12 protein-coding genes are annotated in these 13105 nt (G+C 69.1%); 7 read left to right on the top strand and 5 right to left on the bottom strand.

The window, feature by feature from the left end; translation table 11 throughout:
- The first annotated feature begins 13 nt into the window (after window positions 1–13).
- The 5 genes from BKN51_RS01275 to BKN51_RS01255 all read left to right on the top strand — a co-directional run bounded on the left by BKN51_RS01275 (window position 14) and on the right by BKN51_RS01255 (window position 5849).
- Window positions 14–865: a HalD/BesD family halogenase gene (locus BKN51_RS01275; protein WP_101605854.1), complete on the top strand. Its 852-nt coding sequence runs from the start codon at window positions 14–16 to the stop codon at window positions 863–865.
- Window positions 866–881: 16 nt separating this feature from the next.
- The gene (locus BKN51_RS01270) at window positions 882–1730 is read left to right on the top strand and encodes a class I SAM-dependent methyltransferase (protein ID WP_174720382.1); all 849 of its coding nucleotides are present in this window, start codon (window positions 882–884) and stop codon (window positions 1728–1730) included.
- Window positions 1727–3505 (top strand): choline/carnitine O-acyltransferase, encoded by a 1779-nt coding sequence (locus tag BKN51_RS01265; protein ID WP_168214237.1) that lies wholly within the window; start codon window positions 1727–1729, stop codon window positions 3503–3505. The genes BKN51_RS01270 and BKN51_RS01265 overlap by 4 nt, the downstream gene beginning before the upstream one ends.
- A gap of 188 nt (window positions 3506–3693) precedes the next feature.
- Window positions 3694–4383 (top strand): response regulator transcription factor, encoded by a 690-nt coding sequence (locus tag BKN51_RS01260; protein ID WP_101605853.1) that lies wholly within the window; start codon window positions 3694–3696, stop codon window positions 4381–4383.
- A complete protein-coding gene (locus BKN51_RS01255; protein WP_101605852.1) occupies window positions 4380–5849 on the top strand; it encodes a sensor histidine kinase in 1470 nt (489 codons plus the stop codon). Before BKN51_RS01260 ends, BKN51_RS01255 begins: the two co-directional genes overlap by 4 nt.
- Here the strand turns inward: BKN51_RS01255 and BKN51_RS01250 are convergent.
- The 3 genes from BKN51_RS01250 to BKN51_RS01240 all read right to left on the bottom strand — a co-directional run bounded on the left by BKN51_RS01250 (window position 5815) and on the right by BKN51_RS01240 (window position 8747).
- A complete protein-coding gene (locus tag BKN51_RS01250; RefSeq protein ID WP_101605851.1) occupies window positions 5815–6888 on the bottom strand; it encodes a hypothetical protein in 1074 nt (357 codons plus the stop codon). The genes BKN51_RS01255 and BKN51_RS01250 overlap by 35 nt on opposite strands.
- A 66-nt stretch (window positions 6889–6954) precedes the next feature.
- On the bottom strand, window positions 6955–7395 hold the full coding sequence (locus tag BKN51_RS01245; protein WP_101605850.1) for a hypothetical protein: 441 nt from the start codon (window positions 7393–7395) through the stop codon (window positions 6955–6957).
- A gap of 14 nt (window positions 7396–7409) precedes the next feature.
- Window positions 7410–8747, bottom strand: a complete 1338-nt coding sequence (locus tag BKN51_RS01240) for an LVIVD repeat-containing protein (RefSeq protein ID WP_101605849.1) — start codon at window positions 8745–8747, stop codon at window positions 7410–7412.
- Between the two features lie 101 nt (window positions 8748–8848).
- Between BKN51_RS01240 and BKN51_RS01235 the strand changes: the two genes are divergently transcribed.
- A complete protein-coding gene (locus BKN51_RS01235; RefSeq protein ID WP_101605848.1) occupies window positions 8849–10294 on the top strand; it encodes a peptide ABC transporter substrate-binding protein in 1446 nt (481 codons plus the stop codon).
- Here BKN51_RS01235 and BKN51_RS01230 read toward each other — a convergent pair.
- Complete coding sequence (locus BKN51_RS01230) at window positions 10274–11173, bottom strand: LysR family transcriptional regulator (RefSeq protein WP_101612991.1); 900 nt, start codon at window positions 11171–11173, stop codon at window positions 10274–10276. The two genes, BKN51_RS01235 and BKN51_RS01230, sit on opposite strands and share 21 nt — an antisense overlap.
- Window positions 11174–11244: 71 nt before the next feature.
- Here BKN51_RS01230 and BKN51_RS01225 point away from each other — a divergent pair, with 71 nt between their 5' ends.
- The gene (locus BKN51_RS01225; RefSeq protein ID WP_101605847.1) at window positions 11245–12279 is read left to right on the top strand and encodes an SDR family oxidoreductase; all 1035 of its coding nucleotides are present in this window, start codon (window positions 11245–11247) and stop codon (window positions 12277–12279) included.
- Here the strand turns inward: BKN51_RS01225 and BKN51_RS01220 are convergent.
- Complete coding sequence (locus BKN51_RS01220) at window positions 12276–13016, bottom strand: SDR family oxidoreductase (protein ID WP_101605846.1); 741 nt, start codon at window positions 13014–13016, stop codon at window positions 12276–12278. The two genes, BKN51_RS01225 and BKN51_RS01220, sit on opposite strands and share 4 nt — an antisense overlap.
- Window positions 13017–13105: the final 89 nt, after the last annotated feature.

The following is a 13105-nucleotide window of genomic DNA, read 5'->3' as shown; positions in this document are numbered from 1 at the left end:
CGAGAGGACGACGATGACCGCGAGCGCAGTCCAGGTGGCCGACACCGCCCGCTATCCGTTGTCCGAACCAGGAAGCCCGGCTTGGCGCGAAATCGTCTCCCGGACCCGCGCCGAACTGCGGGAAACGGGATGCAGTGTGCTCGCCGACTTCATCCGCCCGGAGTTGCGTGACGTCCTTCGCCACGAAGGCGCGCAGATCGCTCCGGAGGCGTACGCGAAGGTCGAACGCGTCAACGCCTACAACATCGCCATCGACACTCCGCTACCGGAAGGCCATCCCGGCCGCACGATCATGGAACGCGGCAACGCCTTCGTGGCACGCGACCAGATCCCGGCGACCGCGGTCATCCAGCAGCTGTACGCGAGCCACGAGTTCCAGCGCTTCGTCGCCGACTGCTTCGAACTCCCCGCCCTCCACGAACTCGCCGACCCGCTGTCCGGGCTGGTGCTCAACGTGATCGAACCGGGCCGCTCGCATCCGTGGCATTTCGACACCAACTCCTACACCGTCAGCATGCTCACGCAGGAGGCCGCCGACGGCGGTGTCTTCGAATATTGTCCGAACATCCGCTCCGAAACGGCGGAGAACTTCGACGATGTCCGTGCCGTCCTGTCGGGCGAAGGAGATCACCTGATCCGACGGCTCACTCTGCGTCCCGGTGATCTTCAGCTGTTTCGCGGACGCTTCGCCCTGCACCGCGTGAGTAGTGTTCAAGGCGCAACAGCACGCCATTCCGCGATCTTCGCCTACAGCGAGCGTCCTGGGGTCATCGGCAGTCCGGAGCGGACTAGACAGCTGTTCGGCCGGGTCCTGCCCGAACACGTCGCTTCAGCGGCCGTCCGGGGCGATCAGCTGCTCGACTAAGTCAGGAGCCCGGCCCGTGCCTTTGGATTCGACCGGCAAGATCTCCTTCGACCACATCTACACCGAGCCCGATCCGCGCGCCTTCTTCGGCACCTTGCGCAGGCTGGACTACGACATCCCCCAGCAGGCCAAGGCTTATTTCGCGAAACTGATCGACGAGTACCGCGCCGAGCGGGACGTCAAGGTCCCGACGGTGCTCGACCTCGGCTGCTCGTACGGCGTCAACGCGGCGCTGTACCGATGTGACACCTCGATGGAGCGGCTGTACGACCATTACACCGATGGCGAGTCGTTGAGCAGGGAAGACCTGATCGCGCACGATCGGCGGATGGTCGAGAGGCTCGCCGTCGGCGACGGAGTCCGCTTCATCGGGCTCGATTCCTCCGCACCTGCCCTGGAGTACGCGCTCGCTGCGGGCTTCATCGACGAAGCGATCCACGCCGATCTGGAGAGCGAAGACCCGACGGAGGAGCAGCGCGCGCTGCTGGCCGACGTCGACATCGTCGTCTCGACCGGCTGCATCGGCTACGTCACGGAAAAGACCCTCGTCCGGATCGCGCGGGAAAGCCGGCCATGGATGGCGCATTTCGTGCTCCGGATGTTCTCCTACGAACCGGTCGCCGCGAGCCTCACCGATCTGGAGTACGACACGGCCGGGGTCGACGGTGTCTTCCGGCAGCGGAAGTTCGCTTCGGAAGAGGAACGGACCCAGATCCTGGACAACCTGTCCGTCGCGGGCGTCGACCCGCGTGGGCTGGAGGCCGACGGCCGGCTGTACGCGCGGCTGTTCGTCTCCCGCCCGAACGGCGCGGCGGGCGGGCTCGCCTCCGCGCTGAACACCCTTCCCCTTCGAGATCAAGGATGACCGTGAGCAGTCCGGAACTGTCCACCCGCACGTTCGGCAACGAGGAGGTCCTGCCGCGGGTCCCCGTCCCCAGCCTGGAGGACACCTGCCGCCGGTTCCTCGAGTGGTGCTCGCCGCTGCTCACCCCCGGTGAGCTCGCGGAGACCGAAGGCGCCGTCGCCGAGTTCCTCGCGGAAGGAAGCCCTGCGCACGAACTGCAGAGCGCGCTCGAAGCGTTCGACAGCCGCGAAGGCGTCCGAAGCTGGCTCGACACCTTCTGGCCGTACCGGTACCTCGGCCGTCGCGACCGGATCGCGCTCAACGCGAACTTCTTCTTCCTGTTCACCGAATCCCCGCTGGGACAGCTGGAGCGGGCGGCCGAACTGGCCGCGTCGGCGGTGGACTACAAGCTGAAGCTCGACGAGGAACTGGTGCCGCCGATCGTGCTGCGCGGGCAGCCGCAGTCGATGGTGCAGCACAAGTACCTGTTTTCGGCGACGCGGATCCCCGGCGCCGTGCAGGACACCGCGCGGACGCCGTACCGCGAAGACCGGCCGGGGCCGTCGCGGGCGCGGCACATCGTGGTCTTCCACCGCGACACCCCGTTCCGGATGGACGTCATCGCGCCCGACGGCCGCCCGTACTCCCCCGAACAGCTGGTCGCGGGGTTGCAGGCGGTCGTGAAGTCGGGGAACTTCGTCGAGGACCCGGAAACCGCCGCCGGGCATTTCACCACCAAGGCGAGGGCGGAGTGGGCGGCGACGCGGGAATCGCTGCTCGCCGCCGGCAACGCGGCCGCGCTCGACGACATCGAGACCGCGTTGTTCTGCCTGTGCCTGGAGGACTTCACGCCGTCGGGCACGCAGGAGGCGTGCGACAAGCTGCTGCACGGTGACAGCGGCAACCGCTGGTTCGACAAGGCCGTCTCGCTGATCGTGTTCGAGGACGGCACGGCGGGGATCAACGTCGAGCACTGTGAGCTGGACGGGACCACGATCCTCGGGTTCACCGACGCGCTGCTGAGCGGAACGCGGCTGGAGCGGCCGCCCGCCGACGGCGTCCCGGCGTCCGAGGTCATCGAGTTCGTCCTGGGCGACGCGTTGCGCGAAGACGCGCGTGCCGCCGCCGCGTCCTTCGCCGCGTACGCCGACGCGACCGCTACGAAGACGGTGTCCTTCACCAACTTCGGCGCGAAGCGGGCGAAGGAGCTGGGGATGTCCCCCGACGGCTTCGCGCAGATGGCGTACCAACTCGCGCACAAGCGCGCGAAGGGGATCACCGGCGCGACGTACGAGTCGATCGCGACGCGGCAGTACCAGAACGGGCGCACCGAGGCGATGCGCGTGGTGACGCCCGAGGTGCTGTGGTTCGCCCACGTGATGGACGACTCGAACGCGGATCGGCAGACCCGTCAGTCGGCCTTCCGCGCGGCGGCGGCGAAACACGTCACGCGGGCGAAGGAGTGTCAGGCAGGCGACGCTCCGGAGCAGCATTTGTGGGAGCTGCAGCTGATCCAGAAGCGACGGGGCGTCGAGGGATCACCGGCGCTGTACTCGTCACCGGGCTGGCTGAAGATGCGCGACGACTACCTGAGCACCAGCTCGGCGCCGTCGGTGAACATCCGGTACTTCGGTTTCGGATCGACCAGCCCGCAGTGCATCGGCATCGCGTACGTGCTGCTGCCGGACAGCCTCAACATCTACCTGTGCACGCCGAAGCACGTGGCACACGAGATGGAACTGTTCGCGTCGGAGCTCGCCACCGCCATCGAGGAACTGCAGGAGTTGCTCGCCTGAGGCTGAAGGGGACTTTCCCCTCATCTCACGCGGCGAAGGGCGCTTTCCCCGCATCGCATGCGGGGAAAGTCCCCTTCAGCCGCCGTTTGTGACGAGACCGCACGGCTTTGCGACGGTTCCGCCGCGACTCCGGGCAAGTGCGACGAGGCGCCCTTACGATCGGTGAGCCTTTCGATCTTGGGGGACCCATGCCGCGCATCCTGCTCGTCGAAGACGACGAAGCCCTGGCCGAAGCGCTCACACTCGCGCTGAAGGCCCTCGGGCACGACGTCGTCGTCGCCCCGACCGGGGAGCGGGCACTGGAAGTGCTGTTCACCGACCGGCTCGAACTCGACTTCGTGCTGCTCGACGTCATGCTGCCCGGCATGGACGGCTTCGAGGTCTGCCGCCGGATCCGCGCGCGCAGCCGGTTGCCGCTGGTCCTGCTGACCGCCCGCGGCGACCCGATCGACATCGTCGCCGGGCTGGAATGCGGCGCCGACGACTACGTGGTCAAACCCGCCGAACCGCGGGTGATCGACGCGCGGATCAAGGCGATCGGGCGTCGCGCCGTCACCGCCCCCGGGCCGTCGGCCGGCCTGTTGCGGGTGGGGCGGCTGGAGATCGACGCCGCCGCGATGAGCGTGACCCGTGACGGCGTCGAACTGGCGCTCACCGCGACCGAGATCCGGCTGCTCGTCGAGTTCGCGGAGCATCCGAACCAGGTGCTGAGCAGGCAGACGCTGCTGAAACGGGTCTGGGACTACGGCTACGTCGGCGACTCCCGGATCGTCGACGCGGCCGTCGCGCGGCTGCGGGCCAAGATCGAGGACGATCCGGCGAATCCCGTCGTGCTGAAGACGGTGCGCGGACTCGGTTACCGGCTGGTGAGCGCATGAAGGTCGGGCTGCGTGCCAGGGTGACCGCGGCGGTCGTGGTGGTGACCACGACGGCGACGGCCGTCATGGCCTTCACCGCGGCCAAAATCCAGGAGGACGACGCGCGCGACAGGTTCACCGCCGCGGCGAAAACGTCGTTCGGAGCGATGTTCGGGCAGGCATGGCCCCATCTCCAACAGTTCATGGCCGGCGATATCGCCGCCTTGGAGCACTTCTCCCAGGGCATGGACACGGCGGCGGTGGACTGGATGCTCGTCACCAGCCATCCCCAGCTGACCAACGACGATTTCAAGGCGCCCGAAGGACCTCCCGAGGTCGTCAAGTCCTCCTCACAGAGCTTCGATTGGACGACCGGCACCAGGAACGCGAATCCTCCCGACCGAAGGGCCGCGTTGGAAAGCGTGAAGGACGTGGTCCTCCTGCGGACCACAGGTCCGGGGAAACTGCTGTCGACGATCGCGATCGATCCGCTGACCGGCCGCAGCCTCCTCGTGGTGAGCGCGAACTTCGTCGCGTATTGGGTGGTGCAGTACTTCGACCTCACGCTGTTCGAGCAGGACTTGGCGGTCCAGCGGTGGAAGCTGGTGTACATCGCGCTCGGCGTCACCGTCCTCGGTGTGGTGGCCGCCGTCTTCGCCGCGGGCCGGATCCGGCGGCCGGTACTGCGCGTCGCCTCCGCCGCCCGCGAACTGGGTGACGGTGCCTTCGACGTGCGCGTCCCGGTGAAGGGCCGCGACGAGCTCGCCGACCTCGCCGCGTCGTTCAACACGATGGCCGATCGCGTCGGCACGGCGATCGAAGACCTGCGCGCCAAAGACCGCCAGCAGCAGCGGTTCGTCGCCGACGTCGCCCACGACCTCCGGACCCCGCTCGCCTCGATGGTCGCCACGGTCGAGACGCTCGACAGCGCCACCCCCGAAACCCGGACCCGCGCGACCGAACTGCTCGGAACGCAGACCCGGCGGCTGGCGCGGCTCCTCGAGGATCTGATGGAGATCTCCCGGTTCGACGCGGGGTCCGCGGACTTCCGGCCCGAACCGGTCGAGTTGCCCGCGCTGGTCGAGGACGCGATCGAGGTCAGCGTGCCGGGAACGACCGTCGAGGTGACGAGCATCGGGGACACGACCGTCGTCGCCGACCCGCGCCGCGTGCACACCATCGTGGGCAACCTCCTGGTCAACGCCGTCCGGCACGGCCGGACCCCGATCACCGTGACCTTGGCGGGCACCGCCGGCGCGGTGACGATCCGGGTCGCCGATTCCGGGCCGGGTATCCCCGGGGAACTGCTCCCGATCCTGTTCGACCGGTTCGTGCGGGGCGATCACGCGCGTCAAGCGACCGAAGGCAGCGGGCTGGGGCTGTCGATCGCGCGGGAGAACGCCCTGATCCACGGCGGGGAGATCACCGCGCACAACGACCGCGGCGCCGTCTTCACCGTAAGTCTTCCACGGGTGTCACCAGCGTGAGCCCGCGTGGCGCGTAGCCGTCGAAGTACGGCGTCGGGACGTGCGTGAGGATCAGGAACAACGCGGTCAGCACGGTGACCTGGCGTGCCGTCACTTCGCGGCGACCGAGCCAGAGCCACAGCACGACCGCGAAATTGGTCACCAGCAGGAAGCCCCAGCGCGCGTCGTCCCAGCCGCCGAACGCGAGCAGCGTCGGTGCCACGATCGCGGCGACGGGCAGCATGGCCGCGAGCGTCGGGCGGTGCAGGTACAGGAAGCCGCCGACCACCACGATCGCGATCGGCAGCAGGTACAGCAGCACGTCGGTGATCGAGTACATCCGCCAGCTCTCGGCCTGCGTGCGCCCGAACAGGTCCAGCGCGTCGGCGCGGTAGGCGAAGTCCGTTGTGGACAGTTCCTGCCGGAGCCGGTCGACGGTACCGGGCGCGGCGGGCGGCAGCACGAGGATCAGCAGGCCGAGGCCCGCGGCCGGGGCGAGCAGCGCGCAAGCGCGCCGGAACGGGAACCGCCGCAGCAGGACGAAACCGAACACCGGCAGCACGGTGAGCAAAGCGATTTCGTGCACTGTCACCGAAAGCGCCATCAGCGCGCTCGCGAGCACCGGCCGGTTCCGGTGCAACACCCACAGAGCCCCGAAAAGCAGGAGGTACAGCACCTGGTCGAAGTAGCCGACCTCGTGGAACAAGTAACCGCCGGTCGGCAGCAGGAGCCAGGCGACGACCAGCAGCCGTCTGCTTTCGGTACGGCTGCCGAAGAACGCGATCGTCAGGGCCGCCAGCACCGCGCCGAGGACGGCGAAGCTCGCGATCGCGAAGACCAGGTAGTCGTGCCCGAACGGCTTCAGGAGCGTACCGACGAAGAAACGCCGGTGGAAACCGTCGGTGAGGGAGACCGCCTGCAGGGTCACCGCCCAGTCCCCCGGCAGCCGGAACCCGGTGTACGCGGCGATACCGACGGCGATCCCGAACAGTGCCGTGAGACTCCGCCGCGGGGTCTTCTCAAGAGCGGGAACCTGGGCCCGTTCGAGCAAGGTGGTCATGACGCCAAGCTAGGAACGGCGTATGCGGCCACCGTGACCGATGATCACCGGTTCCGCACGATTTCGCTACATCGTCGTATAGGTCAGAAAGGCCTGCTCGGAACCGGCGACCACGAACGCGGTCCGTGACTTGGTGGTCATGGGGAGCTCGCAGGAGAGCCACGCGACACCGGTGGGCAGGAGCGCCTTCAGCGGTTCCGGTGCGACCGGAGCACCGGCGTGGCAGTTCTTGCCGGCCATCACCCTCGACACGGCTTCGGGACGCAGCTTCACCACCGCGGACAACCGGAGATCTGTCGGACCGGGCGCCTCGATGCGGCCTTCGGAGACGCCCATCCTCTCCTCGACCCAGGACGCCTCGACGATCTCGCCGACCTCGGGGAACTCCTCGGCGACCGGCGCCGGATCGGTGGACACGACCGGTTCCTTGGGCGGCGGCGGCGAGGTGCAGGCCGCGGTCAGGACGACCGCGGCCGTGATCACCCATGTCTTCCCCACAGTGCGCATGGGGACATCTTCGCTCAGGCGGTGAGCTTCAGGATGTCGATTCCGCGAGTGTTGTCGGCGACGTAGACGTAACCCTTGTGCCAGTACGGCGCCCACGCGGCGGCGTCCGCCGGCCGGAAGTAGGCGATCTGCTTCGGGTCGGTCGGGTCGCTGACGTCGAGGAAGCGTGTGCCCTGCGAGTAGAACGACTGCACGAGGACCTTGCCGCGGACGTCGAAGTAGTGCGCGGAGCAGTCGCCCGACGCCGGGTCGCTGCCTTCCTGCCCGGCCACGCTCCAGGTGCCGACGGACTTGAGGCGGAACGGCTTCTCCGGCGTCGAGCGCCAGCCTTCGCCGTTGTACGAGTTCTGCAGCGACGAGATCGTCAGCACGCCGTCACCCGCGCAGCCGTCGAGGAAGCTCTCCTCGGTGGCGTAGATGAGATCGCGGCCGCGCCAGCGGTTCGAGTCGGCGCCTTCGGCCGACCGGTGTCCCGCCGGGTGGAAGCTGTTGTGCATGAACTTCGACGGCGCCGCCGTCTCCTCGACCCCGCCGCCCGCGTAGGGCACCGGTTCGAACGCCGTCGCACGGCGGACCTTGCCCAGCACGGGATCGCGGTGGTGGCCGCTGGTCCAGTAGCCGCGGACGCCGCCCCGGCCGGACACCCACGCCACGCCCTCGGCGTCGACCTGGACGTCGTGCACGTAGTCGGTCTTGCCGTCGTTGCGCGCGAGTTCGATCGGGTTCGGGAACGTCTTGGGGTTGCGCGGATCGCGGATGTCGGTCACCCAGATCGGGCGGCCGCCCCAGTCCGCCGGCTGGTTCGCGGCCTTCGCCGGGCCGCCGGTCCAGAGGTACCGGCAGTCGTCGACACAGCTGGTGGTGTGCCCGGCGGGCACCTTGGTGTAGCTCAGGAGGGCCGGTTTGTCCGGGTTCTTGAGGTCGATGATGTAGATGCCGGACTCGCCGGTCTGGGTGGTGCCGCCGTAGGCCCGCGGGTCCCGCGCGAGGAACACCAGCTTGCGTTTGACGTCGACCTCGGTGTCCTCGGTTTCCCACAGACCGGGAAGGCTGACCTCGCCGATCAGCTTCGGCGCCGTGGGGTTCTTCGTGAGGTCGTAGACCTTCAAGCCGAATTCGCCGGAAACGGCCATGACGTCGCGGTTTCCGTACTGCAGGAAGCCCATGGCGATGGCGCCTTGCGCGTCGGGCACGTTGCCGACGGCCTTGACGTTCTTCACCGCGCCGGGTGCCCCCGCGACCCGGACCTTCTCACTCGCCGGTTTGTCCTCCTCGCCGCAAGCGGCGGCGGGCAGGCCCGTGGCGATCAGGGTCACCGTGACCGTGGTGATCGCCAGGCATGAACGGAGCAACCAGTTTCCTCGCACAGAAACCTCCCAGGCTGATCCCCACACCTTATGATCACCACTTTGCCCGCACAACCGCCATTGGTCGGGGCAAAGACTGCTATGACATGACCATGCGCTTGCGTCTTCTGGCACCGCTCCTCGCCGCCGCCCTGCTCGCGGCGGGCTGCTCGGAATCCGGCGAACCGCCCGCACCGGACGTTCTTCGCGTCGGCCTGGCCGCCCCGGCGACCCTCCTGCCCGCCGACGTCCGCGACCAGTCCGGGCGGATGCTCGCCGGTGCACTGTGGACGCCGCTGGGCGACTACGACCCCGCGACAGGGAAAACGACCCCGCGGGCGGCCGAGTCGATCACCAGCGCCGACCGGACGACGTGGACGGTCAAGCTCAAGGACGGCGGGAAGTTCCACGATGACACCCCGGTGACATCGAAGTCCTATGTGGACACTTGGAGGGCGATCGGCCAGGAGAACTGGCAGGCGTCGCGCGTGGTGAAGGATCTCTTGCGGGCCAAGGAGATCACCGCGCCCGACCCGCTGACGATCAAGCTCGTCCTCGACCGCCCGTCCGGGCAGGTCCCGGCGCTGCTCTCGTCGCCCGCACTGGTCCCGCTCCCCGGATCGGTGCTGGCTTCGCGTGATTGGGCGGGATTCGCCCGGCACCCCGTCGGCAACGGGCCTTTCCGCTTGGACGGGGACTGGCAGCCCTCGGGCGGCAAACTCGTCCGCGTGGCGGACGCGGCGGGCAAGGCGCGCGCGATCGAGCTGAAGACCGGGGACGCGGCGGCGCAGTACGACGAGGTCAAGGCGGGGAAGCTCGATCTCTCCACGGCGGTCCCCAGCGATCGCCACGAGGCCATGCACACGGATTTCGCGCAGCGGCACGTGATGTGGGCACTGCCCAGCGCCGCCTACCTCGGTTTCCCCTTGACCGCGGCACATTTCTCGGACGCGACCGTCCGGCACGGCTTCGCGCTCGGGATCGACCGCGCCGCGCTGGAGGCGGGCGTTCTCGGCAAGCAGGTGGACCCGGCGAAGTCGCTCCTGCCGCCCGCCGTCGCCCCCGGCGAGCGCAGCAGCACTTGCCGTCCCTGCACGTTCGACGCCGGAGCCGGGAAATCTCTGGTGACCCAGGCGGAATTCCCCACCGGCACGCCAGTCCACTTCGGACAGTCCCCGGCGAACTGGCTGCGCCCGCTGGCCGAACAGGACACCAAGGCGATCGGCGTCCCGCTCGCCCCGGAGCCCGGCCAGGGCCCGTTCGCGATCGAGCTGAACCTGATGACACCGAGCCCGCAGGAGGTGCTGTCCGAAATCGTGAAGGCCACCGGCTACTCCAGCGACGGGTTCGCCGACCTGCTGAAATCGGCCGAGGAGACCGAATCCGCCGACAGCGGCGAGGTGTACCGGCTGGTGGAGAACCAGTTGCTGCGGGATCTCCCGGTCGCCCCGCTGTGGTCCGGGCACGGGCACGCCGTCTGGGCGGAGCGGGTCGGCGAAGTGAAGGCGACGCCGTTCGGGGGCGTGGACCTGTCAGCGGCTTCCGTGCGGTGACCCGAGCGTGCACTCCCCCGCGACGACGTCGATGAAGGCCGAGGTCAGCGGGTCGGGTGTGCTCCGGCAGTAGGCGGCGAGCGTGCGCCGGATCGCCGGATCGGGCCGCAGGACGCGGCCGTGAAAGCCCGCGGGCAGTACGTTGGCCGGGACGAGCGCGGGACCGAGGCCCGCCGCGGCGAGCACCGGGGCCGCCGCGCTCTGTTCGGTCCGCACAGCGGCCCTCGGCTGGAACCCGGCCGCGGCGCACGCCTGGTCGACGAGATCGGCCAGGCCGTTGCCCGGCGCGTAATGCACCCACGCGCAGTCGGCGAGGGTCGCGAGGTCGACGACGCCGGTGCCGTCGTCTTCACGCGGCCCGTCGATCGGCAGGACGACGACGAATTCCTCGGTGCCGATCTCGCGCACCGGCCCGTCCCAGCCCGGCGGGACCGGGCCGACCGCGACGTCGGCCTCCCCCGCCGCCATGGCGTCCCGGAGCTCGTCCGCGTGCCGGAACTCCACCAGCCGGACGTCGACCTCCGGCCGCTCCCGGCGCCACACGCGCAACGCCGCGGGCAGGACACCCAGACCGACCGAGTAGACCGTGGCGATCTGCAGTTCCCCGGCTTCCAGCCCGGACGCCTGCCGGGCCGCGCACCGCGCGCGTTCGGCGTCGGCGAGGGTGGCGCGGGCGTGCGGCAACATGGCGCGGCCCATCGGCGTGAGCCGGACACTGCGCGGCAGACGTTCGAGCAGCGGTCCGCCGACGCCCTTCTCCAGCGCGCGCATCTGGTGCGACAGCGCGGGCTGCGTCACGTGCAGCAGTTCCGCGGCGCGGGTGAAGGAGCCGGTGTCGACGACGGTCACCAGGTACTCGAGCTGCCGCAGGCTGGTCATGAACACAGCTTATCGGAGCGGTGATATCTATGCCTTGGACTTATCACTGGCGCCGGGCCAGGCTCGGTGACATGAACGAAGAACGCAAGGTCGCCCTGGTCGCCGGAGCCAACGGGGTCATCGGCAAGAACCTGATCGCCCACCTCGAAACCCAGCCCGGCTGGCGGGTCATCGGCCTGTCGCGGCGCGGCGGCCCGGGCCAGATCGCCGTCGACCTGCTCGACGCGGACGACACCCGCGCGAAGCTCGGCGGCCTGGACGACGTCACGCACGTGTTCTACGCGGCTTATGTCGACAAGCCGACTTGGGCCGAACTGGTCCCGCCGAACCTGGCGATGCTGACCAACCTCGTCGACGCGATCGAGCCCGCCGCCCCCGGCCTTCGCCACATCAGCCTCATGCAGGGCTACAAGGTCTACGGCGCGCACCTCGGCCCGTTCAAGACCCCGGCGCGCGAAGACGACGCCGGGCACATGCCGCCCGAGTTCAACGTCGACCAGCAGCAATTCCTCGAGCGGCGGCAGACCGGGAAGACCTGGACCTGGTCGGCGATCCGGCCGTCGGTGGTCGGCGGCACCGCGCTGGGCAACCCGATGAACCTGGCGCTGGCCATCGCCGTCTACGCGTCGATCTCGAAGGAACTCGGCCTGCCGCTGCGCTTCCCCGGCAAGCCGGGTGCGTACGACAGCCTCCTGGAGATGACCGACGCCGGACTGCTGGCGAAGGCCACCACCTGGGCCACCGGCTCGGCGAACGAGGCGTACAACATCGCGAACGGCGACCTGTTCCGCTGGAGCGAACTCTGGCCGAAGATCGCCGCGTACTTCGAGCTGGAGGTGGCGCCGCCGCTGCCGATGTCCCTCGACGTCGTCATGGCGGACAAGGAGGAGCTGTGGGACTCCCTCGCGGCCAAGTACGGGCTGGAGGTGCCGTACAGCGCCGTCTCGTCGTCGTGGGGCTTCGCCGACTTCGTGTTCAGCTGGGACTACGACATGTTCGCGGACGGGTCCAAGGCGCGGCGGGCCGGTTTCCACGAGTACGCCGAGACGTCGTCGATGTTCTTCCGGCTGTTCGACGAGTTCAAGAAGGCGAAGGTGATCCCTTAACCCCGCCCGATGTACGGCATCGTGGTCGCCGTGATGGTCAGGAACTGGACGTTCGCGTCCAATGGCAGCCCTGCCATGTACAGCACGGCGTCCGCGACGTGCCGGGCGTCGAAGGTCGGCTCGACCTTGACGCCGCCGTCTGCCTGCGGGATGCCGTCGGCCATCCGCAGCGTCATCTCGGTGGCCGCGTTGCCGATGTCGATCTGTCCACAAGCGACGTTCCAGGCGCGGCCGTCGAGGGAGATCGACTTCGTCAGCCCGGTGACCGCGTGTTTCGTCGCGGTGTAGGCGACGGACGCGGGCCGCGGCGCGTGCGCGGAGATCGACCCGTTGTTGACGATCCGGCCGCCGCGCGGATCCTGCGCCTTCATCAGCCGCACGGCCTGCTGCGCGCACAGGAACATCCCGGTCAGGTTGGTGTCAACGGCGCGTTTCCAGTCCGCGAAGGACAGTTCGTCGACCGTCCCGCCCACCGACACGCCCGCGTTGTTCACCAGGAGGTCCAGCCGCCCCCACTCCGCGCGCACCGTCTCGAACAGCGCGGCGACGGAATCGGGGTCGGCGACATCGGTGGGCACGGGAAGCGCTTTCGGGTCCCCGCCCGCGGTCTCGGCCAGCGCGTCCGCACGGCGGCCGGCGAGCGCGACCCGGTAGCCGGCGCCGAGTAACGCGCGGGAGATCTCCCTGCCGAGCCCGGAGCCCGCCCCGGTGACGACCGCGGTCCTGCCGTTGTCCATCGATCCTCCTCGCAGACCGTGCCGGACCGATCCGGCTCGGTGATTGTTTTCCGATTACCCGCGTCCGTTCAGGCTAGCGCGCCGCCGCC

Source organism: Amycolatopsis sp. BJA-103, from assembly GCF_002849735.1.
GTDB lineage: Bacteria > Actinomycetota > Actinomycetes > Mycobacteriales > Pseudonocardiaceae > Amycolatopsis.
The sequence above is the reverse complement of the archived record's forward strand: the minus strand, read 5'-3'. Positions and strand labels throughout refer to the sequence as shown.